This window comes from Sphingobacterium athyrii, from assembly GCF_003071065.1.
GTDB classification, from domain to species: Bacteria; Bacteroidota; Bacteroidia; order Sphingobacteriales; family Sphingobacteriaceae; genus Sphingobacterium; species Sphingobacterium athyrii.
This window is the reverse complement of sequence record NZ_QCXX01000003.1, coordinates 116,411-142,873: the sequence shown is the minus strand read 5'-3', so window position 1 is coordinate 142,873 and position 26,463 is coordinate 116,411. Positions and strand designations below refer to the sequence as shown.

At 44.3% G+C, this 26,463-nt stretch carries 12 protein-coding genes; 2 read left to right on the top strand and 10 right to left on the bottom strand.

Features of this window, described 5'->3' with window-relative positions; genetic code table 11:
* Nucleotide 1 precedes the first annotated feature (1 nt).
* From DCO56_RS11195 to DCO56_RS11185, 3 genes are all read right to left on the bottom strand, one after another.
* Nucleotides 2-3,376, bottom strand: a complete 3,375-nt coding sequence (locus tag DCO56_RS11195) for a SusC/RagA family TonB-linked outer membrane protein (protein ID WP_108633871.1) — start codon at nt 3,374-3,376, stop codon at nt 2-4.
* Nucleotides 3,377-3,489: 113 nt separating this feature from the next.
* Nucleotides 3,490-4,686 carry a FecR family protein gene (locus DCO56_RS11190; RefSeq protein WP_108633870.1) on the bottom strand — a complete coding sequence of 399 codons (1,197 nt, stop codon included), beginning with the start codon at nt 4,684-4,686 and terminating at the stop codon, nt 3,490-3,492.
* A 65-nt stretch (nt 4,687-4,751) separates the two neighbouring features.
* Nucleotides 4,752-5,339, bottom strand: coding sequence for an RNA polymerase sigma factor (locus DCO56_RS11185; RefSeq protein ID WP_108633869.1), 588 nt, complete (start codon nt 5,337-5,339; stop codon nt 4,752-4,754).
* A gap of 358 nt (nt 5,340-5,697) precedes the next feature.
* Here DCO56_RS11185 and DCO56_RS11180 point away from each other — a divergent pair, with 358 nt between their 5' ends.
* Nucleotides 5,698-7,341: a trypsin-like peptidase domain-containing protein gene (locus DCO56_RS11180; protein ID WP_181390524.1), complete on the top strand. Its 1,644-nt coding sequence runs from the start codon at nt 5,698-5,700 to the stop codon at nt 7,339-7,341.
* Here DCO56_RS11180 and DCO56_RS11175 read toward each other — a convergent pair.
* The 3 genes from DCO56_RS11175 to DCO56_RS11165 form a co-directional block, all read right to left on the bottom strand.
* Nucleotides 7,338-8,972, bottom strand: coding sequence for an alpha-L-fucosidase (locus DCO56_RS11175; protein WP_108633867.1), 1,635 nt, complete (start codon nt 8,970-8,972; stop codon nt 7,338-7,340). The genes DCO56_RS11180 and DCO56_RS11175 overlap by 4 nt on opposite strands.
* A gap of 252 nt (nt 8,973-9,224) precedes the next feature.
* The gene (locus DCO56_RS11170) at nt 9,225-10,829 is read right to left on the bottom strand and encodes a RagB/SusD family nutrient uptake outer membrane protein (RefSeq protein ID WP_108633866.1); all 1,605 of its coding nucleotides are present in this window, start codon (nt 10,827-10,829) and stop codon (nt 9,225-9,227) included.
* Between the two features lie 16 nt (nt 10,830-10,845).
* Nucleotides 10,846-13,953 carry a SusC/RagA family TonB-linked outer membrane protein gene (locus tag DCO56_RS11165; protein ID WP_108633865.1) on the bottom strand — a complete coding sequence of 1,036 codons (3,108 nt, stop codon included), beginning with the start codon at nt 13,951-13,953 and terminating at the stop codon, nt 10,846-10,848.
* A 571-nt stretch (nt 13,954-14,524) separates the two neighbouring features.
* Here DCO56_RS11165 and DCO56_RS11160 point away from each other — a divergent pair.
* Nucleotides 14,525-16,888: a glycoside hydrolase family 127 protein gene (locus DCO56_RS11160; protein ID WP_108634518.1), complete on the top strand. Its 2,364-nt coding sequence runs from the start codon at nt 14,525-14,527 to the stop codon at nt 16,886-16,888.
* A gap of 5 nt (nt 16,889-16,893) precedes the next feature.
* Here the strand turns inward: DCO56_RS11160 and DCO56_RS11155 are convergent, their stop codons facing one another.
* The 4 genes from DCO56_RS11155 to DCO56_RS11140 all read right to left on the bottom strand — a co-directional run bounded on the left by DCO56_RS11155 (nt 16,894) and on the right by DCO56_RS11140 (nt 26,253).
* A complete protein-coding gene (locus DCO56_RS11155; protein ID WP_108633864.1) occupies nt 16,894-19,395 on the bottom strand; it encodes a glycoside hydrolase family 2 TIM barrel-domain containing protein in 2,502 nt (833 codons plus the stop codon).
* A gap of 33 nt (nt 19,396-19,428) precedes the next feature.
* Nucleotides 19,429-21,330, bottom strand: coding sequence for a glycoside hydrolase family 43 protein (locus tag DCO56_RS11150; protein ID WP_108633863.1), 1,902 nt, complete (start codon nt 21,328-21,330; stop codon nt 19,429-19,431).
* 102 nt (nt 21,331-21,432) lie between these two features.
* Nucleotides 21,433-23,148: a RagB/SusD family nutrient uptake outer membrane protein gene (locus DCO56_RS11145; protein ID WP_108633862.1), complete on the bottom strand. Its 1,716-nt coding sequence runs from the start codon at nt 23,146-23,148 to the stop codon at nt 21,433-21,435.
* A 15-nt stretch (nt 23,149-23,163) separates the two neighbouring features.
* Complete coding sequence (locus DCO56_RS11140; RefSeq protein ID WP_108633861.1) at nt 23,164-26,253, bottom strand: SusC/RagA family TonB-linked outer membrane protein; 3,090 nt, start codon at nt 26,251-26,253, stop codon at nt 23,164-23,166.
* Nucleotides 26,254-26,463: the final 210 nt, after the last annotated feature.

The following is a 26,463-nucleotide window of genomic DNA, read 5'->3' as shown; positions in this document are numbered from 1 at the left end:
CTTATTTAAATCTAGCCTGTAATGTTAAGGTCACTGATCGTGCAAAAGGATAGTTAATGCCGCGCTCCTCCTTCACATTAGACCAGCGAAAAATATCATTGCCGATCAGGCCTATGCGCAAACTCGCCAGCGCCAAGCGATTGGCAAAAGCTTGATTCGCATCATAAGAGATATTCAGGGATTGCAGTGTTAATAGATTGTCTGGCATCACAAAACGAGAAGATAACTCGCTTCGTCCCAAATCCTCAATACTCTTAAAAAACGTGTGATCTCCTGGATTTTTCCATCGTTCCTCAAGCACTCTGGCATCCACATTGTAACGTGGGTCTGCATTTTCCACGCGATCTACGAGGGTCTGGTTATAGGTTTTGCCCCCCATACGCGTTTGGAAATAGGCGACCAACATCCACTGCTGGTAACGTAAGGTGCCCCCGAAAGACCCCTCCATTTTTGGTGTAGCTACACCAACTACCGCGATATCCCGTGGATCCCAGGTATAGGTCAGGCTACCATCTCGTTTCACAAAGACTTCCCGTCCGCTTTCAGGATCTATACCCAACGATGGAACTGCGTAAATGGCATCCATTGACTGTCCTTCCTCATAACGCAATAAGGGCACAGCTTTAAATTCATCTTTCTGCTGCTCCTCATCTGCACGTTCATTGTAACTTTTCAATGCGTTGGAAATACGCACAATCTTATTACGATTTTGTACCAGATTAGCCAGCAAGCTCAATGTCCATTTCTCACTTTTGATCGCCTGCCAATTGACCCCAAGCTCGATTCCCTTATTCTCCATATCGCCCAGATTTTCCTTATAGGAACCAAATCCTGTTGAAGGAGCAATATTGATGTCCGCCAAAATATCCTTCGTAATTTTACTATAGTTACGCAGTGAAAACGTTAATTTGTTACTCCAAAAGCCGATATCTACACCCAAGTCCACCGATTGCGTCCTCTGCCAAGCAAGGTTCTCATTGCCATAATTACGCACCGTACTTCCTAATCCCGACGAATACCAATTGTTTTTATCATAGGAATAAGTAACGCGCGACATATAAGGGTCAAATTGAACTGAACCCGTCAAACCAACAGTTGCTCGAAGGCGTAGCTGACTAATTACCTTGGTGGCAAACCATTTTTCATTATGCATATTCCAGCCGATTCCCGTCGACCAAAAAGGTGCAGTCCGCTTATTTGCACCAAACTTTGACGAACCGTCGATGCGTAAGGTCGCATCAAACAGATAGCGGTTGTCATAACTATAATTACCACTTAAGAAAGAACCAAATAGACGAGAAGCGCCTACTTTTGTTTCGGGGCTTTTTCCCTCTTCATAACCTTTCGCAAAACCAATGTCAGTAAAACGGTCATTCGGAAAACCAATTGCTTTGAAATAGCGTTCATCATAACTTTCCGTTCTTATATTGGCACCAGCGATCATATTGAAATAATGCTTTCCTATATTTCGGTCCCAATTCAAACGTACATTTCCATCCCAATACAACTCGTCGTTGCTATAACTTCCATAGCTTCCTCTTTCATCTGCCCTAGAAGTTTCGTAGGAATAAAATTCGTTAGACAAAGGCGAACGGAAATCGTCACCCGTATTCATCCGTTTCAACAAAGAAAGCAATCCCCGAAGGCGCAGCCCCTTACCGAGATCAACGTCAGCTGAAAGGTTATTCAATAATTCGGTATAGCCCGATTTGTTATAACTGCTCAATGTTGCATCATATGCAGGATTAAGCACATACTCCTCATTTCTATTTCCTGAAGGATCTACCCTGATCCAACGATCCGACAATTGTGTGATGTTACCTTGATCATCTTTCAGTCTATAATAAGGATTCATTTTAACAAAATTTTCAAAACTACCATAAGGAGATTCACGGCCATCGACAACAGTAATGGAGAGCTCATTCTGAAAACGAATTTTATTTTTTGGATTGTAACTAAAATTCAATCCGCCAGAATACTGATTTCTGCCAGAACCTTTCATCACCCCCGGCCGCGTTTGGTAACGCATATCCACACCATAGCGAAAAGTTTGTGCCCCACCTTCCAAGAAAACGCCATGTTTTTGCCCAACTGCTGTGCGTACCGGTTGCGATAGCCAATAGGTATCTATTCCCCCAAGTACATTTGCCAGTTTATGATAGTATAATTCGTCCAATATGTCCTGCGATTGACGTTGTTTCTCACCATCATAGAGCCCTGCAAGCTTCTCATAAGCAAGCTTATCCGTTGCATTTAATAGATTATAACCTGACAAATCTGGCATATTGACATTAGTTTCATGCGTATAGGTTACCTGCAATTTACCTTCTTTGGGAGCCTTGGTGACGATTACCATTACGCCATTAGCTGCACGTGAACCGTAGATAGCACTCGCCGCCGCATCTTTCAACGTGGTGACACTCTCAATGCGCGTCATATCCAAATCCATTACTTTTTCCAGGCTAACTTCAAAGCCATCCAAGATAAAAGCTGGTAAATTCATCGTTGTCGTGACATTATCACGACGCAGCACATCTGTACTTCCACTCGGTAACGCTGAGGAACCACGCACATTAATATTAGGAAGCGCATTGGGGTTAGACCCAGCTAAATTGTTGGGCAAAATTTTAAAAGAAGGATCAAATACCTGCATGGCCTGTAGGACGTTTTGCGGATTTACCTGCCGCAGCTCCTCCCCGCTTTTGGTAATTGCTGTTCCCGTGTAGGAATCTTTTTTTAGCACCTGATAACCGGTAACAACAACCTGCTCTAGTGCATTCGCCTCTTCTTCCATCTGTACGTTGTACTCCTCTTTATTTTCGACCAAAGTAAGGCTGAAGTTTTTATAACCAACCCGACTTAATGTAAGCGGTTGCATTGTACCAACAAAGGAAAAATGTCCCTCTTGATCGGCTACTGCGATGGTATTGCCTAGCTGTGAAATATTCACTCCGGAAAGAGGCATCCGGTCTTTTCCCAGGACTTTTCCCCGGATCTGTTTTTGGAATGATTTTTCCCCTTGCGGAAGGCTTTTGGCTTCAGCTTTCCGTCGACTTGCTTTCCTTTCCAGGAAAATTGTCTTCGATTCAATTGTATAGCCGATTTCCTGCGGACTTAAAATTTTATCAAGAAATAATCTAAGGGGCATTTTGTCCGCTTTGATGGAAATTGGCTTTGCCGATTCCAACATCTTTTTGGCTCCAAGCACCTCATAGTTCGTCTGAAGTTTGACAACCTGCAGCACATCCATCAGCGGAATATTGCGCCCGGCATAGGTTACGGTCTGCGCATTTACCTTATGGCCCAGCTGGACTAAGACAGCAAAAACTAGCCATAAAAGGGGTCTGGTCGCTTGTGAAAAACAACTTAATTTCATTAATTCTAGTTAGTTTAGTTAGGTTAGATTGCAGGATCCATTTGCTTAGATGATAGGATCCACTGCCCAATTTGTTAATTCATATTGTATGGTAATGTATAATTTTTCGTTCTTTATTGCCCTCCTTTCTGTGCTTTAGGATTATTATTTTCAATGATGAGTTTCCCATCGCCCGTCAAATGATACGACAGATCCTGGTCTTTTAATATTTTGAGAATGGTTGATAATTTGCTCGTTCTGAATGTTCCTCCGAAGAAGGAAACATCAGGTACATCGCCCTTATAAACCACATCAATCGCATACCATTGGGACAGTTCATCCATGACCTGCCGAAGTGATTTTCCGTCAAAGTTAAATTTTCCGTATACCCAGGCGATTTCCTGCTGTACGTTGACCGGATGCTTGGTCAGCTCCGTTCCGGTGTTGACCGACTGATCGCCTGGCAGCAAGGTTACTTTTTGGCCTTTGATCAGCTCTTTTACCTCCACTTTTCCCTCCAGCAAAGTTGTTTTTGTCTCTGTTGCTGTCTGATAGGCATTGAGATTAAAGTGTGTTCCAAGTACCTGTACCTGCTGATTTTGGGTGTGGACTATAAAAGGTTGATCTTTCCGTTTTTTAACTTCAAAATAGGCCTCGCCTCGGAGACTGACCTCGCGTCTGTCTTTCGCGAATACTGTCGGGTAAGATAGTATCGTCCCTGCATTTAGTTTGACCAGAGTACCATCGGGCAAAGTGACTTCGTAAGTACCACCACGCGGAGTTTCTATCCGGGCAGATACTGCGGCGTTGATCGACGCAACCTCATGACCGTCATCATAACGTATGCCATTGCCATCGATCACGACTTGTTTTTCGCCCCCATTCAAGGCATACTGTCTGCCGTCCGAGAGCGTTATAATCGCCTGATGCGAAGCCGGAAGGCGGTCATTTACAGCCACCCGCTGCGTTTGAACCGGTCGACTGTTATCCTGATTCCAGTACCAAACGACAGAAAGGGCCAACACCACACTGGCGGCGGCAACATAAGGCCATAAACGCTTCAGTAGCCCAGACCTTTTCTTTGAAGAATGGAAGGAAAGCTTAGCTTTTATCGACTCAAAATTACGTTGCTTTTCAAAATGCTGCAAACTAGCATACCCATCACGCTGCTGTGCCTCATCCAGACAACGTTGATAGATCTGTTTGTTCATTGCGGATTCTTTTAGCCAGCTCTCCAGAAAAAGGCGGTCTCCGTCGCTAAGCGTTCCCCGCATTTCGTGGAGGACAAGCGAACTGATACGAATAAGTTTTTCTACTTCTTTAGAATCCATTTTGAACTATTTCATCTATAGATACCACACCAATTTAAAAAAGTACCAAAGGCAATAAAAAAAAATTAAATTTTTCCAAAAAGAACGATCAACGAGAGCAGATAATTAAAGGAATCGCGTTTCAAATGTTGGCGTAGCAGGCCTAGGGCACGTAATTTTTGATTTTTTACCGTTTGAATATTTAGCTGCAATAGATCCGCAATTTCCTGATTGCTGTTGCCTTCGAGGTAGCTTAGCTGAATAATTTCACGTGCTTTTGGAGGTAGCTTCTGAATGGCATCGTATAGTTCGGCCATTGTTTCAGCGTAGACAACCTCATGCAAATGGGATTTTTGATCCGGCTCCTGTTGCGCCACGTAACTATCGACCCGATTTAATCTTCGCTTCCGGGCGGTCTGGTGATTGATTCCTACATGACGCGTAGCCTGATAAAGGGCTGCCTTCAGATGTGATAAACTTTCAAAGCGCCGCCTGCTCTGCCACAAGCGGATAAATCCCTCCTCGGCAATATCTTCAGCTTCTTTACTTTCATCCACAAAACTCGATGCATATAAACAAATGCGACTAAAATAACGGTTGTATACATGCGCGCAAGCCTGCTCCTCCCCGTTTAGGAAGTCTTCAAGCAGCTCTTTTTCGCTCGTATAGTTCATCGGTAGATCGGTTTAGCAAGCAGTTAATCTTTTCGTGGATAAAGATAACTAAAAAGAATGGATACTTCCTATGGCCGACCTATTTCTAGATTTTTCCTATTATTTTTTCTTAATTTTTCTGTATTAAGCCATAAATTTTTCAGCAAACCGCATTAAAAACACGCTAAGGTCAATAATTTATTCAGAACTGTTTCTTTACCCTTGTTTTTCTGTTAACAAATCCGCTACCTTTGAGCTGTGGCTTTGTAAAGCAAAACCTAATCCAATAAATCAACCTATTTGCAGTATGATACCTTGTTCCAAAAAATTTTCTGAAAGCACCCTCCTCCAATACCTCATTATTTGGACAATTTTGTGCTTGATCACGTGTTACAATTGCTGCTTAGCACAGAGCAAGCAGACCGCTGACCGCGAGATACCGAGATCTATTATTGACCGGGCGCTAGCGGCTTCCATAAAAATGTTCGGTATAGACAGTGTGAGCGGTCAACAAAACAGTGCGCCTTTCAGTGGAGTCATCGTGTGCACGGATGGATCTATCCTCACTGTGGCGCATTCCACGAAGCCGGGCAATTTCTATCGTGTGATTTTTCCTAATGGCAAGCAGGGTCTTGCCAAAGCGCTCGGACGACTTGTCGTCGACCAACAGAGCAACTTGCCCGATATTGCCATGATGAAGATGCAGGGCGAAGGCCCCTGGCCTTTTGCCGAGATGGGCTGGTCCTCATCCATCTCTGAAAACCAACGCTGCTTTGGGCTATCCTATCCCGAAACCCTGCCCTTCAACTTTCCCTTTCTTCGCGCTGGACGCATTCTAAAAAAAATGGATGACTATGGTTTCATTCAAAGCAGCAGTATCATGGAGCCCGGTGATTCCGGAGGCCCCTTGTTTGATGCCCTAGGCCGCGTAATTGGTCTACATAGCCGTATTGACGCTGCGGAGGGTAGCAATTTTGAGGTTCCTGTAAACAGCTATCGCATCTATTGGCGGTCGCTGACTCATCCAACTGCGATCAGCAGTTACCCCACTGATCCCGATTCAATCGGTAGTGATCCCTTAGCAAAAAAGCTCGCGGAATTGGGGCTCAAAAAACCAGCTCAAGATCCGAAAACAAACGTTCAGCCCATCCCCATCGGTAGTACATTAAACGGATATCGAACGCGTATATTAGGTACTGCATTTAACCTGGCAAACAATAAGCAGGTAATTTTATCCAAAAGCAGCCAGGTTGGTGCGGCACCAATCGCCACAATTCAAAACAGAAACTATGCCTTGAAGATCTTGTTCAGAAATGAAAAAAACGACCTGATAGCACTTGTGAGTGACCATAAATTTCCGGCAGTCACTGCATCGAAGATAGCCGGACAAGGCCTTCCTGATTCCTTACTCGGAATAAAGTTGTGGTCGCTGCTTGCGGCCAATCAGCGTAAAACCGGTGTCCTCGGCATGTCGCCCCAAACATTCCCACGAATTCCCATCCCGGGAACGTTCGATGCACAGATGCAGGAAATCCAAGGCTTTCCAACATTAACAAAAGTGGACAGCATGGGTGCTGCAGACCGAGCCGGACTTCTTGCTGGCGACAGAATGATTGCATTAAACGGTCATGATGTGGCAAGCGCCGCCAAAATCAACGCCGCGATGCAACAATTTTATGCAGGTGATACACTCCAGGTTCACTTCCGACGCGGGGTGACCGAGCTACATACGAAGATCATTCTTTCCAGATGGAACCTTCGGGAAAATCCACATCCGGCCAACAACATTCCTCAAGGAAAGTCATTGCGAAGGGATAATTTTCCGCAAGTATTTATCCACGATTCACGCATTCATGCTGACGAATGTGGAAGTCCGATCGTCGATAGCAAAGGCAATTTTATAGGACTCAATATCGCACGCTTTAGTCATACAGCCTGCCTTGCTATCCCTCGAGATACAATTCTGGACGTTTTATCCAAAGCGCAACATCTAATTAGTAGCTCAAAAAGTGAAAATTATTAGGTAATTTTCAATACCGTAGAGACATTGTTTTGAACGAAGCCGTCTGGTAGGGATACTTGCAGGGCATTGTCCAGTTGCCGAAAGGAAATCCGATCATCAGTCCCGAGTAACTGTATCTGACTGACCTTTCTCGTATGGGCGGCAATGCGTCCCAATGACTTAATTGTAATTTGCTTTTCGGTCGTTGTTCCCATGATAAAGGCATACAATGTATTTCCTCTTGTCGTAAAACGGATATCATCGCCGGTAAAAGCTTTTCCCTTTCCTTCATTGAAGCCCTGTACACTCAGTGAAGGCGCTTCCTCCTGTGCCGGCCCTTCGCCAAAAATATGCCATGGACGTGTTCCAATAATGGCTTCTTTATGCACCACCATCCAACTTCCTATTCCCTCAACGACCTCCTTTGCCCGGTCGTCGATAGAACCATCACCGCGCAAGGGTACACTTAACAATAAGTTACCGTTTTTACTGACCACATCAATCAACATATGAATAACGGTTTTGGCCGATTTATAATGATTATTATCGTAAATCCGTCGATCATAATGCCACGAACCGATACAGGTACAGGTCTGCCAGGGTTGCGGTTCAATGGTATTGCTCTGTCCACGTTCGATATCCCATACCAGGCATTTCCGTTGCTGTTCATTCAGGATTTTACCGTTAATCACCACATTGACCTTGCCCTTATTCGCCTGCATGCTCTTATTATAAAAGTCGGCTGCTATTTCCAGTCCAACATTGCTTATTGGATAAAGTGGCAGCACAGTATCGTCAAAGTAAACCATGTCGGGTTTGTAGTTGTCCATCAGTTCAAGGGTACGTGCTTTAAAATTTTCACAGTACATTTTGTTAGGTACGCTCACGCCGGAGGCGACATCCCAATGCCACTGCCGATGAACCATATTGTCGTCATTGCTATCCAAACTAAGTTCATGATCCTGAGCGTAGAGTTCCTGCGGATCGTAATCCGCCCACCATTTTCCTGCACCGTCTTTCTTTGTCAGCTTCCCATCATAAGGTACTCCGGCAAACTTTCCGGCTTTATCACTTCGTTGCGCCGGTTCATACCAGGTCCAGGCATGGGCCGCATGTACGCTCACACCAAATTTGAGCCCTCGCTTTTTAGCAGCACGCTCCCAGCCGCCAACAATGTCTTTTTTGGGACCAACATTGACACTATTCCATTTATGGTGGCTGCTGCGATAAAGATCCAGATTATCATGATGATTGGCCAAAGCCATAAAATACTGTGCGCCCGCATTTTTATAGAGCTCCATCAGCTCCTCTGGATCCCAATTTTCAGCTTTCCATTGATGGATCACATCCTTGAATCCAAAAACGGAAGGATGTCCATATTTTTCGACATGATACCGGTATTGATCCGATCCCTCCTGATACATGCCGCGTGCGTACCAGTCACCCCTTTCAGGTTGACACTGTGGTCCCCAATGGGCCCAGATACCAAATTTGGCATCCCTGAACCACTCAGGTACCTGATAGTTTTCTAGTGAACGCCAGTCGGGATGAAAAGGAGCTTTTCCCAGATAAGCTTGGGCAAGGCTAAATTTACTCAGGAAAAGGCTCGGAATAGTCGCACCGAGACATTTAATTGCTGTTCTTCTATCCATTGTAATCTGAACTTCGATTGGAATGCTTTGAGCGCAAAGTGCCGGACAAAATCATTCGGTTTATAATTTGTTATTTTCTCTAAAATCAAAAATAACTGTATTGTCCTAGGAAAGAAACTACATAATCGATCAATACTAGTACAATATCGACACCGGATTCTTTTTGTTCAGTTGATTCCCAAAAAAGGTGCCCTAAAAAGGGCACCTCCACCTAACACTAACTATGAATAAATAACCAATAACTTTCTCAGATCAATTGTTCATCTCATTACCTTTTAAATTTTTATTATTATCCAGTTCAGCTTGAGGGAAAGGATAATACATGGCTTTTGGCGACCAGCCCCCTTTCTTTAAAGGTTCCAGCCAGGCGGGATCGGCCATACCCCACCGCAAAAGGTCAAAATATCGTTGATATTCGCCCAAAAATTCAACAAATCGCTCATGCACGATAATATTTTTAATGGTAGTCAACGAAATACCGTTTTTCACTAAACCCTGCGCAATCAATCCGTCTACCTCGGGAATTGTTCCATTGGATTTTTGATACCACATGTGAGGCTGCTCATCAGGAACGATATTATTGGCACGTTTACGCACAAGGTTGATATATTGCTTGGCACCGGCTATATCACCTCGTTCGTTAAGACACTCCGCATAAAGAAGAAGGACGTCACTATACCGAAAAATGCGGTCGTTATTGCCATTGTCAAAATCCGCTATCTGCACATCTGGGCAATATTTTCTTGTACCATAGAGATCCTTATTGGTCGCCAGACTTTTCATCCAGTCCGTATAAGTGGTGACCTTACCATCCAATTGCGTAAACTTTGCGCCATTCTCGCACCATAAGGTCATAAACCTTCTAGGATCTCCATCTTCAAATTCATCATGTGCCATTTTATTGGGAGCGAGATTCCACCAAGCGCCACCGGTGCCGTCAAACATGCCGATTTCCTGCCATCGCCACGAGCTCGATATATCGTCCCCGAGCCAACCTGGCCCATTATAGAGTTGTACCTCGAAAACAGACTCCTGATTATTCTCTTTCGTTTCCAAAAAATTATCTCTATAGGAGGACATCAATTGGTACTCCTTACTATCAATAACACTTTTTAATTGAATCTCAGCATTTGCAAAATCCGCCGTCTGTCCTTTTGCCAGAATGGGTTTATAAAGGTAAGTTTTGGCGAGATAAGCTTGTGCTGCACCTTTTGTTGCCCGACCAATCATTTTACTATCGGCATAGAGTGCGGCCCGCGTCGGCAACAATTCCGAAGCTTTTTTAAAATCATCTACGATCAGTGCGTACACAGCACCTGCCTGTGAATTGCCCGGATAGTAATCTTCGTTTGTTTCCACCGGTTTGTTAATCAGCGGAATGGTTTCTCCAAAAAGCATTCCGAGATGCCAATAATGCAACGCTCTCAGGAAATAAGCTTCGCCCAAAAGTCTATTTTTTCTATTCTGCTCTATTTCACCTGCAAAATTTGTTATACGGTCGATGGCCAAATTCGCCGCAAAAACCCCGTTCCAAAAATCTTTCCAGGTAAGGGCTGCCATCCCATCACTAGCAGGAGTATTGTACGTATCCTGATACATGGGCTCCCATTTAAAGGTATGGTTATAATCGTCCCCGGGAGCCAAAAGTTCGTAATACAAACTACGTGCATATCCCCCCTGCGTACGCCCGATCAGTGCCTGGTATGCGGGTACAACCGAATTTTCCAATTGATCTGCTGTTTTATAATAAGTATCTGTCGACAATTCCTGCGGGTTGGAGAGATCCAAATTTGGTTTACAGCTCGAAAACTGTAATAACAGAGCAGCAGCAGCAAGTTTAATATAGTGTCTGTTCATGATTTCTATTTAGTAATTAGAATAAAATTTGAATACCAAAAAAATACTCCTTAGAATTAGGGAAACTCAGTCCCCATGGGGTTTGTCCATCTATTCCACGGCTTAAGTTAGAACGTGTATCACCCGAGCCAACTTCTGGGTCGTAACCCGAATATTTGGTAAAGGTCAGCAGGTTCTTTGCGCCTACATAAAACCGTAAACGATCGATCTTCCAGCGATCAAGCGTCGGGCTAGAAAAACTGTAACCAATATTGACGACTTTGAGCCGCAGATAAGAACCTTCCTCAACAAACCTGTTCGAAGCCCTTAAATTCTGATTAGGATCACCAAGTACAGCACGTGGAATATCGGTATCTGTATTTTTGGGATACACTGTCGTTTCACCGGATACTGGATTTTTGAAGATAATTTCTTCTGCACGGTAGCGATCCAGCGTTGAAGCAAAATTATTATAGTAATGGTACATCCCCTCGCCCCAATAGCGGCTATTGTTGTAGATGTCGTTTCCTTGACTTCCCTGCCACATCATCGACAGATCAAACATCCCTATAGCACTGTTATAGCTAACATCAGCATTGAAACCATAGCTAAAATCGGGTATTGGGCTTCCCAAAAAGTCCTTATCCTGATCATTTAAGACCTTGTCGCCATTTCGGTCGTTGAACCGTACATCCCCAAGTGCTGCATTGGGCGCAAAAGCTTTATCTTCATCCAATTGCGCTTGGTTAGTATATAAACCGTTGGTTGTGTAGCCCCAAAATTCCCCCACTGAACGGCCAACGGCCGTCCTTGTGACATTTTCTCCCCCAGGCGAGATACTTCCCCATAAAATTTCATTATTGTTGCCCAGGCTCAGCACACGGTTTTTCACAAAAGAAATATTGGCGCCGATACGATAGCCAAAATTACCTACCTGATCTTTGTACGATGCCAAGATATCCCAGCCCCGGTTCCGTATGCTGCCGGCATTCAGCACGGGAAAGTTGTTGACATAGCCGGCGGTAAACGAAATGGGTACATTGATCAGCATGTCCTCCGTCTTTTTATTATAGTAATCGACAGTCAGTGCCAACTTATGATCAAAGAGTTCCAGATCGAGACCAAGGTCAGTTGAATACTGACTTTCCCATTTTACATTCGGATTGGAGGGCGTCTGTGGCAGGGCACCCGTGACCATCACATTGTTCAGGTAATACCAGACATGATCGAAACTAACCGTCCGTTGATATTGATATTGTGCAATATCCGAATTCCCCAAAAGCCCATAACTACCGCGTAGTTTCAATTCGCTGATCGCAGGAAAGGCTTTCATAAATGATTCCTGGCTGATCCGCCAGCCTGCTGATACCGAAGGAAAATTGCCGTAACGGTATTGGTTGCTAAAGTTGGCCGATCCATCCCGTCGCATATTAAATGTCAACAGGTAACGATTGTCATAATTATAGTTGATCCGACCCAACATCGAGTACATGGCCGATTGCCCTACACCTGATCCCACAAGACGGGAACTGGCCAAGGAAGCCGAATTGAGGATCAAAACATCTGGACTGGGCAAACCACGGGCACCCGCGTTTACAGCATTGTATCGCGACTCTTCCGAGGTGATCCCTGCCAAAGCAGAAATCGCATGTTTTCCAAAATTATTTTCATACGTCAGCGTATTTTCAAATAACCAGCGGTTATTCTGACTGCTGGATATATTGAGCTCATCAGGACTATGGTTTTGATATTGACCGACCGAGTAGTTGCCGATATATCCCTCATTCCGCACACGGCTAAGGTCTATTCCCATGTTAAATTTATAAACCAGTCCTTTTATGATTTCATAGGTAGCCCAGGCATTGCCGTTTACCGAAAAATTGTCATTGACATTTTTGTTGAGATAAGCATTTGCCAAAGCACTCTGTACATCTGTTCCATTCCCTGCTCCTGCAAATCCTGTGCTGCTGTTCGCATCGTACAACGGTAATGTCGAGGACCACTTTTGTGCATCGATAATATTTTTATCGCTCCAGTTACGACGGGTATAGCCCAAGGATAGTGTTTCACCTATTTTGAGTTTTCCCTTGGTAAAATCAGAGATAAATTGGGTCCCATAATACTTGTTTTTATCCTGAATAATAATGGATTTGTCTGTAGCATAGATACCGCTCAGCCGAAAATTAGCATTTTGAGATCCGCCCGAAACCGAGAGATTATGCCTTTGGTAATTGCCCGTCTGCAACAATTCATTCATCATATTATACCCCTGCCCGATGGCGGACGGTTTGGACAAAGCGGCTAGATAGTCTTGGCGCGAAGGATCTTTATTGTACATTTCCTCATTAATCAGTTCGGCCAATTGTTGACCGTTCAGGAGGGGCACATTGTGAGAAATATTTTTGATGCCGGCGAAAGCATTGTAATCGAGCTTCACATCCCCTGCTTTACCCCGTTTTGTGGTGACCAAAATAACACCATTGGCCCCCCGGGCACCATAAATGGCACTTGAAGCAGCATCTTTCAGAACCTGGATGCTGGCAATATTATTTTCGTCGGGCATAGCTCCACCGATCATTCCGTCAACCACATAAAGCGGATCAGTTCCGTTAATGGATCCAACACCACGGATACGGATGGCACCATTGGTTACCTGCACCCCCGGCACAGCACTCTGAAGCGTGGCAATCGTTCCTCCGGGGACTTTCACAAGATCTTTGGTATCCACAACAGCAATAGAAGACGTCAGATCGACCTTCTTCTGCTTACCGTAGCCCACCACTACAACCTCATCTACCGCAATTTCTGAAGCCACAAGCGAGATACTGATTTCCGAAGAATTACCGATTACATATTCTACATGATTATATCCTACATTGGATACAATAATGGTTTCGCCTGGATTGAGCTTGAGTACAAATTCGCCTTTCTCATTTGTTGATGTACTGAGGGTTTTGTCCTTCACTTTGATCGATGCCCCGATAATCGGTTTCCCTTGATCGCTTACGATCTTTCCGTGAATGACTTTTTCTTGAGCAGACAGTCGCCCAATGGACATTAACATGGAAGCCATTAACAACCATTTTACTTTCCTGTTCCTTTCTTTAGGAAAACAAAAGAAAGAAGACACATAATTTCTGTTCATAATCTTATTTGAGATAAATGTCTTATTGCCCCTAGAGGCGAGTACTTGGTTATTTATTTACACGAATTGGTTATTACTAGCATACTGACTGTAAGCACTAAAAGAATACAAGATGCATTGCTAAAAATTCATTGTTCCCATTCTCGGATCATTCATAAGAATGCGCTAGCGGTTCGCCAATTGGTTATTAAGCAAAGCTATAGGTTTCGAAAAAATGACCTTGCAACAAATAATTAAAAGAAGGGTAAAAATGTCTAAAACCAATAAATTAACAGGTTAATGCCAGGTGTCTTCAATACAAGTTCAGACCCTTCTTCCAAATTTCGATTCGCAGGAGGTATAATCAATATAACATCAATAAGACGTACGACGGTATTCCTCCGATAAAATTGCTTCAAATCAAAGGATCAACAGGCATCTAAATATAGCAGCATAATAAATGTTAAAAAAACATTTAAAAATCGTTTTGTAATTTATATCTTTGGTTTAACGATACAATACTTCGAATTATCCAATAACCAACTTGTTGCATACTTTGATCATGCAGCTGATTACATACCTTAAATTTGAAATGAAATTAAATAGTAGTCTTTCCCAAATAATCTTTGTATTCGCTTTTTGTTCATCTTTATTTGCACAGTCACCCAAACAGCTAAACTATTTCGATCTAAAGGATATTCGATTATTACCGGGCCCCTTTTATCATGCACAACAGCTTGATTTGCAATACCTATTGGCGATGGATCCTGATCGTCTACTTACTCCGTTTTTAAGGGAAGCTGGCTTACCTGTCATTAAAGAATCTTACACGAACTGGGAAAACACTGGTTTGGACGGTCATATCGGCGGTCATTACCTTTCTGCACTCTCACATATGTACGCTTCTACTGACGATCCGCGGATCAAAGAACGACTTGATTATATGATTATAACCCTGCGGCACTGTCAGCAAGCAAATGGAAATGGCTATATTGGCGGTGTCCCGGGAGGTAAACGCATCTGGGAAGAAATTCATATGGGTAATATCCAATCAAGCACTTTTAGTCTAAATGGAAAGTGGGTTCCGCTTTATAATATTCATAAAACCTACGCCGGATTGCGCGATGTCTTCTTGCTGACGGCTAATCAAACCGCTAAAACCATGCTTATTGAGATGACTGATTGGGCTCTGAGATTGGTTTCCCAACTGTCTGAGAATCAAATACAGGATATGTTGCGCAGTGAACATGGTGGTCTCAATGAAATTTTTGCAGATGTCGCTGCAATTACTCAAAACCCCAAATACCTGGATCTTGCGCGAAAATTTTCTCACCAATCCATCTTGGTCCCCTTAAAACAACATCAGGGTAAATTAACGGGATTACATGCCAATACGCAGATCCCGAAAGTTCTGGGCTTCGCACGAATTGCAGAACTCTCCAACGATGTACAATGGGCGGAGGCTGTACGCTATTTCTGGGATAACGTTGTATTGCATAGATCCATTGCCATCGGTGGGAATAGTGTCAGTGAACACTTTAATCCTACAAACGATTTTTCGAAGATGGTTCATAGCATCGAGGGCCCCGAGACCTGTAACACCTACAATATGCTCAGGCTCACAAAAATGCTGTACCGTACAGATCAACAGGCCAAGTATATGGATTTTTATGAAAAGGCATTATATAATCACATTTTATCTACCCAACATCCCGAACACGGTGGACTTGTCTACTTCACGCAAATCCGTCCGGGACATTATCGCGTCTACTCCCAACCACAGACGAGTATGTGGTGCTGCGTGGGGTCTGGAATGGAAAACCATGCCAAGTATGGCGAAATGATTTATGCACATACACAGGATGACTTGTACATCAATCTCTTTGTTCCCTCTCGACTAAATTGGAAAGAGAAGGGAATCGAGATCATTCAGGACAACAATTTCCCGAAGGATCCATATACCTCGCTGATCATTAATTCAAAAAATAAACATGAATTTGCTCTTTATCTACGAAAACCTAAATGGCTGAAGACTAATCCAACTATATCAATAAACGAAAAATCTTATCCCATTACGGATTCCACGGAAACACATATTAAAATAAAACGTACCTGGAAGCCCGGAGATCGCCTGCGTATGGAATTACCAATGGAAATCCAGGCCGAACAGTTGCCTGACCAAAGTAATTATTATTGCATATCCTATGGTCCTGTTGTCCTCGCTGCACGCTCCGGAACAAATGATTTAAAGGGACTCAAGGCCGACGATAGCCGGATGGGCCATATTGCATCTGGAAAGCAGGTCCCATTGCGCGATATCCCTATCCTAACAGGTGATCCCAAGGCGATCCCAACGCTTATCCATCCTGTTTCCTCCAAACCATTGCATTTTACACTCACAGGACTTCACCGAGGAAAAGACACACTAAAAATGGAACTTGAACCTTTCTATGGTATTCATGACAGTAGGTATATTCTTTATTGGCCACAAGCAACCTCTGCCCAACTTCAACAGCTGCAGGATAAAATTGAAAGGGATGAACGCGAAAGCCTTGCCCTCACTGCAATCACGGTGGACAAGGTTATTGCTGGAGAACAACAGCCGGAATCGGATCATTTCTTTCGGGAAGAAAGTAGCAAGGCCGGGAGCACTGACGATACGCGTTGGCGTGAAGCCAGCGGCTGGTTCAGTTACCAGCTAAAAAATACAGATGCTAGTGCATTATACCTGAAGTATATGACAGATACTGCGCTGCGGACCAGCGAAATCTGGATCAATGGAATCCTTGTTGAAACCCTAAAGAGCACTGATAGCAGTGCTGTTGTTAAAACCTCGCGCATAAAGCTTCCCAAAGGAAGTACCGCTATGTCGACAATAGAAGTAAAAATTAAGGGGACATTAACGTCCCCTAGTCACAAAATTTTAGAAATACGGACACTCCGCTCCAATGAATAAATGCATCAGTTAACGATATAATTCACCGTGGCTGCTTTAAGCCACGGTGAGGTGAATCGAATACTGATGTGATCTCCTGCTTTGCCCGTTGATTGTACATAAACGACCATTTTACCTTGGTGGACCCGTTGCCTATTATCCGTATAGTCGCCCATATCGGTATTGTTCCCTGCCTCCATACCCAATAAACGTGCATTACCAGCTATATCGCAGGTAACTTCATCTTCTGAAACAGTCACGGGAATACCCTTTTCATCGACAAGCTGCACCATTAGCTGCAACAGCCCACCTGCTTTGATCAACTGATCCCCAACGCGCACAGCTTGAATAGATACTGGCCGTTGGCTGGATTGAATTCCGTGACGCACAACTTCTTTTCCATTGCCGTCCACCCCGATCACTTCCAGCCTACCAGTGGCATAAGGGATATCCCAATATATAATTCCTGTTTTCGCATCGTATTTTTTCTCTGCGCCCACGGTCTGACCATTCAGTGTTAGTCGGGCTGCAGCACTATTAGTATAGCAAACCACACGAACCTGCTGGCCATCCTGATAATTCCAGATTGGCCATGCATCCATGGAGGGCCTTTCGTTCTTCCGCTGCTCCTGCTCAATTTCTGAAGCTGACCAAACATCAGTAGCGCTAGCTTTCGCTCCCAATGGATAGGTTCCCAAATAGGCCATGGGTTTTTCGGACCATAAAGATTGGCGAAAATATCCCCGAGGTTTGATAAATCCGGCAAAATCAAGTAAGCCCGAATAAAAACCGCGTGAAGGCCAACGGCCCGATTCGCCTAGATAATCGATCCCCGTCCAAAGAAACTGTCCAAATATATGCGCATTGTCGCGTACAGCCAGCCACGCCGGAAGATCATGCCGATTTTCACTACCAAATATGACACGCGTCGGGTAACGCTGGTGGTCTTCCTGATATCGGCTCTCCGTATAATTGTATCCCGCAATATCAAGCGCTCCGGGGTAGGCCGTTTCATTGGACATCGCTACACCCGCCAGGCCTGCCGTTACCGCCCGGCTTCGATCGTATTTTTTTACCACAGCCACAAGGCGTTTGGCAATATCCCCCAAGCGCATGGCATCCGGCGCATCTGTTTTATAACCACCATATGAAGCTTGTGTAAAACCACCTTCTTTTTTTTCGCCATTCAAAATCGGATGCGAATAGGGATCATTTGGATAATCCACTTCATTGCCTATGCTCCAGGCAAATATTGAAAGGTGATTCCGGTCCCTTTGGACCATATCGCTCAAATCCCGCTCCCCCCACGCTTCAAAAAAGTCATAAGCTCCTTCAAAACCAGGTACACCGACATTCCAGCCCTGTAGCCACTTTCGCTTCGGAAATTCCCACTCATCAAACGCTTCATCCATAACCAGCAGACCAAGCTCATCACATAAAGTATAGAGTGAGGTAGCTTGCGGATTATGACTTGTACGTATAGCGTTAACACCCAACGATTTTAAAGTGAGTAAGCGACGCTTCCACACTTCGGTATAGACCTCGGCACCGAGGACACCGGCATCGTGATGCAAGCAGACACCTTTCACTTTCATCCATTGGTTGTTTAAGGCAAAGCCTTTATCCGGATCAAAGGTAAAGGTCCTAAAACCGGTCTTTACTTCAGACTGATCTATCTGTTTACCTTTTTGCCAAAGCGTCGTCCGCAATGTATATTGTATAGGCTGCGTTAAGCTCCACAGCTTTGGATTTGATGCTGTCAATTTCAGGTCTAGGCGTGCTTTATCTGCAGCAGCGATAGTAAGCTGCCCGGATTTTTTCTCAATGAGCCTGCCTTCGGCATCGATGAGCTCCTGCTGCACGGTAACTGGGCTACGCAATGACGAACTGTTGACCACCGTAATTTCAGTATGGAGTATTCCTTTCCCACCCTTAAGTTCCGGATAGGCATATACCCCCCATTGATCCAGATGCACCTGATCGGCCTTGACGACCCAAACATCCCGGTAGATTCCGGAGCCTGTGTACCAGCGCGAATCCGCACTTTTGCTATGGTCTACCTTGACAGCTATGGTATTTTCCTTTCCGAATTCAATATACGGGCTGATGTCATAAGAAAATGATACATAGCCATTGGGGCGCTTATCGACAGATTTGCCGTTGACAAAAACTTCACTGCGGTTGTAAACACCTTCAAAATAAAGAAAGATCTTCTTTCCTTGGTCTTCAGCAGGTATGGACAGTTGTTTTCGGTACCAGCCTATACCGCCGGGTAAATATCCCGTGGCGCTGGCCAGGCTTGGACTCAAGGGCTGCTTCACGCCCCAGTCATGGGGTAGCCTAACCGATTTCCAGGCCTGCTCGTTTAGTGCTGTTGCACTTTGCGCTGCTCCTGCGGTTTCTAACTGGAACTGCCAGTCTGCATTGATCCGCTGAGCGACACCAAAACCCGGCTGGGCGTAAACGGAGCTCAGCCCGATTAAAACTGATGCAGCAAGGATCGCTATATTTTTTATTATTATGCTCATGTTATGTAGTCGTTTAGGTTGATCTGATTGATATTAATGGGTTGGAATGACAGGGACGATCTGGCCATTCGCATCGAAATAAAGCCGATCCATGCATACTTCCCGATGGAAACCTGCTGCATCCCCCATCTTGATCCCATTTGGATAATTAAACCGATGATAGACAATATACCATTCGTCGGTTCCGGGCACTTGCAAGATCGAATTATGACCAGTACCGTAGATTCCTTTCGCCGGATCTTTTTGTAAGATCAGATTGTTCTCGGGCACCCGGATCGGACCATAGGGAGAGGTTGATGTCCCATAGCGAACCCGGTAATTCTCGCTGCGGGTATCATCTTCTGACCAAAGAAAATAGTATATGCCATTGCGAAAGATCACATATACCCCTTCACGAAATGTTTTGTCAGGCGTCAATACCTTCATTGTATTCTTTTTGATGGAGACCATATCCTTATTTAGTTCGGCAACGGCAAGGTAACCGTTTCCCCAATACAAATAACTTTTACCTGACTTGGGGTCATTGAACACCGCCGGATCGATCTCCTGCCCGCCAGTTACGCCGGGAGGTTTGAAATCGATCAACGGTGTGCCCGAGTCCTTGAATGGTCCCGTTGGCTGGTCCGCTACGGCGACACCGATTTTCTGCGCTGCCGTAAAATAGTAGTAATATTTATAGTCGCCTTTGACTTTTTTCTCGGTGATCGTTGGTGCCCATGCATGACGTGGTCCCCAGGCAACCTCTTTTTTAAGATCCAGGATGACACCCTCATCCTTCCAATGGATAAGATCGGCCGAAGAAAAGGTCTTAAAATAGTAGCCGCCCCAGCCATCAAATCCATCACTTGTTGGATAGATATAATATCTTTTAGTCTTGTTGGCGTAAAGAATATCGGGATCTGCATAAAAGCCGTCCAGAATTGGGTTCCTTTTCAGTGCAAGCGGTATATCCTTGGGTTTGCCCCAATGAGACGTCAACTGGATCAGCTCATCTCTGGAAAGGGGTATGATGGTTCCATGACGGGGATGAAAATCCATATCAATCTCTTGGTCGATCACTTTAAAACGATCGAGATCATCGGATATACAGAATTGGTATTTTCCCTTACCATACACATCATACATCAGGATATATTGATCCGACTGATTTCGCTTGAAGACGCTTGATCCCTCCACGGCCTCCTTTGTTTGCTGCTTATACCCAACCTGTTCGATCCATTTTCCCGAAGTCAGGGAATCGGTCATGGCAAGTTTGATTCCATTGCCATGTCCTTCCGTTTTGTAGAAGAGGTAAAAGAGGCCATTCTTTTCGATAATATCGCCATCAATACAGGATTTGCCGTTTTTAGGCACAAAGAGCACCTTTGGCTCCGTTTCAAAATCGGTGAAATCTTTATTGGCATAGGCATAATAAATGATATCCGGACCGTTTCCATGCTGCATGGACCAATAGACCATATATTTTCCTGCTGCCGAATCAAAAATGGTCTGTGGTGCCCATACACGCTTCAAATCCTTCTGACCATTAAATCGCCGTTGGAAATCGATGGCCTGATGCGACCAGTGCAGCAGATCCTGCGATTTTAGCAGGACCATACCGCGATTGGAATCCCAGCCTTTGGAGGAGGTCATATCGGTCAGTACCATATAGAATGTCTTTCCATCCTCAGCACGGAGAATATGCGGATCCCTGACACCTCCGGTTTTACTGATGGTCTTCGAATCCAGTACCGGACGATTACCGTTCAACGCACGGTAGGTATAACCATCGGTGCTAATGGCAAAACAGACAGCTTCATCTGCCACAGCATTGCCCTTAAAATAAGCAAATAAATAACCGGCAAAATCCTTTTCGGTCGGCCCCTGCCTATATCCCTGCGCGTATGCCGATGCCGCAATATTCATCAATAAAAATGCTATAACCGTAAATCGCATGTATAAAATAATTTAGTAAAAGGTTGCTTGATCTGACAACGATGCGCTGGTTCCGAAAAGGCTCCCAGCGCATCGAGTAAGTCTTTTTTTGATTAACTAACATTAATAACCGGGATTTTGTTCCAGTTGTCCGTTCGAGGACAAAATCTCTGCACGCGGTATCGGGAGCCAATAATGTTTCTCTTCAAACCGGCGGCCCGATAATGCTTCTTTTCGCGTATAGGTAAGCCCATTATTTCCCTTTGTCACCGTTATTCCGGAGGCTGGCATATTCTCTGTTATGTTGGCGATTTTCCATCTTCTTACGTCATAAAAACGGTGTTCTTCGAAGGCCAGCTCTATCCGGCGTTCGTAGCGCAACAGTTTTCTAAATTCATCTTTCGATTGTCCAACAGGGATTTCAGGCATCTCTACAGAAGGTCTTGTCCGAACTAAATTTAATGCCTGTCTAGCTGTAAGACTACTACCTGCGGGTAGCATATCCGGACCGTAGGCCTCATTAGCCGCCTCTGCAAAATTTAACAGGATCTCAGCATAACGAAAATAATTCCACGGTTGAAATCCCGCATTTCCCCAAGGATTTTCCAACGGATACGCATCATTCATAAACTTGCGCAGATAATAACCGGTTTTCGATGTGTTCCAGTTATCCCTACCCTCCCTGCTATCCTGTCCGCCCGGTATAAATGTTTCAACCGCACGCCCTCTGTACATCGAACCATTATGTAGGATTGTTGCATCAAAGCGTGGATCACGATTGACATAGGGATTATTGGGATCGTATCCTGAAGCAGTGTTTACAGTTCCATCCTCATTCAAGGGAGCTAGACCATTTTTCATCTGATAAGCGTCCACCAGATTCTGGTAAGGCGTATTTCCACCCCAACCCCCATAGCCGTTCGGTCCGTTTGCAATCTCTAAATGCACATGATTGGCATTTTTGGTATAATAACGGGCAAAGATAGTTTCCGGATTCCGGTCAGTCAAAAATAGGGACTGGTATCCGCCCGTATATAGGCTGTATTTATTTAGCGAAATCAACTCTTGTGCTGCCTGAGCCGCGGCAGCCCAGGTACCCACGTTATAGAGAGGGCTCGCTGCATACAGCAGTAGTCTTGATTTTAATGCCATTGCGGCAGCCTTGGTAGCCCGGCCGGTAACCCAGCTGTTGTCATTGTTATCCAGCGGCAGTTTTTCAATTGCTTCGTCCAATTCTCTTATCACATAATCCATTCCTTCCTGAATAGACTTCCGCTCAAAAAGGCTTGCAGTACTTAAGTCATCTTTCAAACCATACACGGTATCGCCCATCAAGACAACCCGGCCAAAGTTCCGAATGAGATCGTGATACCGAAATGCCCTGATAAACTGTAGCTCACCTTCAAGATGCCGTTTATGTGAAGAACTCATCTGAATAGTAGTCAGTACTTTTTTTGCATAATTACATTCACGGATACTGCGGTAGCTACGGGCCCAAAGTGATCCGGCGGCGCCTAAATTTTCAGGCGATAACTGCCCCCGGATAATGAGCCAAGTATTATCATCATTGGTATACATGGATTCATCAGACAGTGAAGACCAAAGGGCGTATTCAAATCCACGTCCAAACCCCGGATTAGTCCCGTCAGCCTCACTTGATATAATTTTTTCACCGATGTATCTGTTGATAATAAAAGCTTCCAATACAGCTGTATCTGTCTCAATTGCTTCTGTCGATATTCTGTCTGTCGCCGTAACATCCAATAGATTTTTGTTGCAGGCGGAGAAGACTGTCAGTCCCAAGCCCAAAGGCACAATATACTTAGTTATAAATTTCATTGCTTAAGTTCCTTTTTAGAATTTTAAATTTGCACCTACATTAATAATACGTTGCTGCGGATAGAATTGACCGCTACCGCTATTCCCTTCTGGATCATAATCCTTCACTTTTGTGATGGTCAATAGGTTAAATCCGTTGACATAAAACCGAAGTCCGCCCAATTTCAGCCTCGATAAGACCTCACTAGGCAATGTATAGCCTATCTCGACATTTTTCAAACGCAAAAAGGACGCATTATTCAACCAAAAGGTGTTATTATACAAGCCACCGCTCACAGCCGAAGAGGCGCGTTCAGGTACTTTCGGATAGTTTCCGTTCGGATTATTGACTTCATTAAATCGATTGTCGGCCCAGGTACTGTAGAAGTTTCCTACTGTTCCGGATTCCGGAAGCACGTGCTGGCTTACTTTAGCCTGCCCAGCAAAAAGAATGGAAATATCTACATTTTTATAAGCGGCATTCAGATTAAAGCCATACGTAATTTGAGGAATATTACCATATTTTGTCCGTATCATATCATCTGCCGTTATCTTACCATCTTGGTTATAGTCCTGATAAATCAAATCCCCGACCTGTGCTCCGGGTGCCTGTGGCGCCGCAGCGAGATCTGCTTCGGTCCGGTTTAATCCAATGGCGTTATAGAGCAGATAGGTTCCCAGCGGTCTCGATGTCTGGCGCTGATAATCCAGCGTACCGCTGGCCTCATCAATGAAGATAATTTTACTTTTGGCAAAGGTAAAATTACCGGATACTCCCCAGCTGAAATCGCCCGGTTTTTGATATGACAAAGTTCCTTCAAATCCTTCGCTATTCACCTTGCCAATATTCTCCGAAGGGACCAGCGGTTTGGAGCTGTTCTCTTTGTATGGATTGACAATACCTGAAGTTGCCGGAATCGACGCATTCCTTTCCGTTAGAATATCCGATCTCTTTTGTTTGAAATAAATGGCCTCTATCGTAAAATTCTTGAGAAATTGTGCATTTAATCCGACATCTAGCTTCTTGGACACCTCCCAAGTAATCGCCGGATTTGCTAATTTTGCCAATTTAACATTGGGTTCAATCTGGCTTTTATCATTTAGAAGCGCAACCAGACCATTTCCTACCAACGTATAGTTATCGTAGAATTGGAATCCGTCGACATTATCGTTACCAAGGGTACCATAAGAGGCGCGAAGTTTTAGATCATCTAAAAATCCGATCTTGTCTGCAAACCAGTCTTCTTTGCTGATACGCCACCCGGCGGATATGGAAGGGAAATATCCCCATCGCTTGCCTGAGGGGAAAATGGAAGAACCATCTGCCCTGAGCTGTCCTTCAAACAGGTATTTTTCATTATAATTATAAGCTATCCGGCTAATGATACTCTGTCTCGTATAATTAGAACTATAACCAGAGTTGAGATAATCTGTCGCAGCGGATCCACCTTGTGATAATTCAGGCAGCTGGTTGGAGAGATAATTAAAACGCTGCGCGTCAAAATATTCCAAATGCCTTTTACTTTGCTCATATCCCACAAAAGCATTGATTGCGTGGGCACCAAAGGCACGTTCAAAATTCAGTTTTATATTGCTTGTGATTAAGGATTCATTGGTATGCGATTCGGTCAATGTAGCCTTATTGTTATTTCCGCCGACAATAGATTCCTCGTACGTATTTTTTGCCTGGTCATAAGCATTTAACACGTAGGGCACACTGAAGTTTTTGCTAAAATTTGCGGATTTGTCCACCGAAAGAAAACCATCTACGGATAGCCCTTCTACCCAAGGAAGCTGATAGCTTGCTTTGAGTATGCCATTGAAAACCTGTTTGGGATTATTCACGGTCCCACCGATATCCGTGACCATTAAGGCGGGATTGGATCCTTCAATGCCCCGCGTCGGTAAGCCATTTGGATAATATGCGCTTACCGTAGGATACGCTCTATACATGGAGCGAAAAATATCTCCGGCAGATGCGATGGGGAATTTACGGTCTTCCTGTCTTCCCGAGAGAGAGAGTCCGACCTTAAAGCGATCAGTTACATTGGCTTCAAGATTTGTTCTGAAATTATACTGCTTATATTTTGTTACCCCCTTTTGGTATAAGCCATCCTGATAAACCGAACCCAGAGACATAAAATATCGCACATCCTCGGTTCCACCAGCGACAGACAGATTATGCTGACTTTGTATTGCCGCTTTTTTCAAGGTGACATCTGCCCAATCGGTATTGGGGTATAGCAGTGGATCAGATCCGTCTCTAAATTTTTGAATCTGTTCTGCTGAATAAATCTGGTTCATTCCTCCGGAAGAACTATTTCCATAAGCAATTTCGTTCCTTAAAATAGCATAAGTAGCGGCATCAGCCATTTTAGGCAACCGTGTCGGTGAACTGACACCGAGATTTCCGCTATACGTGATCGAAGGTTTACCGCTTTTTCCACGTTTGGTCGTGACTAAAATAACCCCATTTGCTGCCCTGTTACCATAAATTGCCGCTGAGGCATCTTTTAAAACCGAAATACTTTCAATATCGTTTGGATCCAGACGCTCCAGGCCGCCTATTTGTCCGGGTACACCATCTACGACAATCAATACATCATTACTTCCTGTAGTTGCCTGTCCACGCACCGTAATGGATGAACCGTCATAACCGGGCTCACCACTCCGGTTGTTGATTACCACGCCAGAAAAACGTCCGGCGAGCGAATTGGATAAATTAGGCTGCGGACTTTTTACGATATCTTTGCCTTTCACTTCAGAAATAGAGCCCGTTAACGTCGCTTTTCTTTGTGTACCATACCCCACCACCACAACATCTTCTAACACGCGGTCATCTTTTTCAAGCTGAATTGTCAGATTTGTAGTTTCGTTCAAGGGGACTCTGTAGGTCTTGTAGCCAATATAGGAGACAACAAGCACGCCTTTAGCGGCATTCAGTTCAAATTTCCCCGATTTGTCTGTTGAAGTCCCCTTCGCCCCGCCTTCCATAATCACAGTCGCACCTGCGATAGGCTCGTTGGCCTTATTCAGGACCTGTCCCGAAATTTTCCCCTGGGCGTATAACAATGTTGGCGCAACGCTCAACACCGTATACAAAGAAACAATTTTTAGGTTGTTCATAAATTTCTATACGAATTAAACAGTAAATAATACAATCTGGCGAGAATAGACAGCGAAGATGATAAGCGATGGTTTACATAGGTTACATCAGATGCATTGCTACTTCCTGCGAGATTTATAATTGATTATACTGTCAAACTTAGGGGATTTTAAAGCTTCAGACCGTATACAAATCCGTCAAATACCATATAGTTTTCGGTCAAAAAGCGG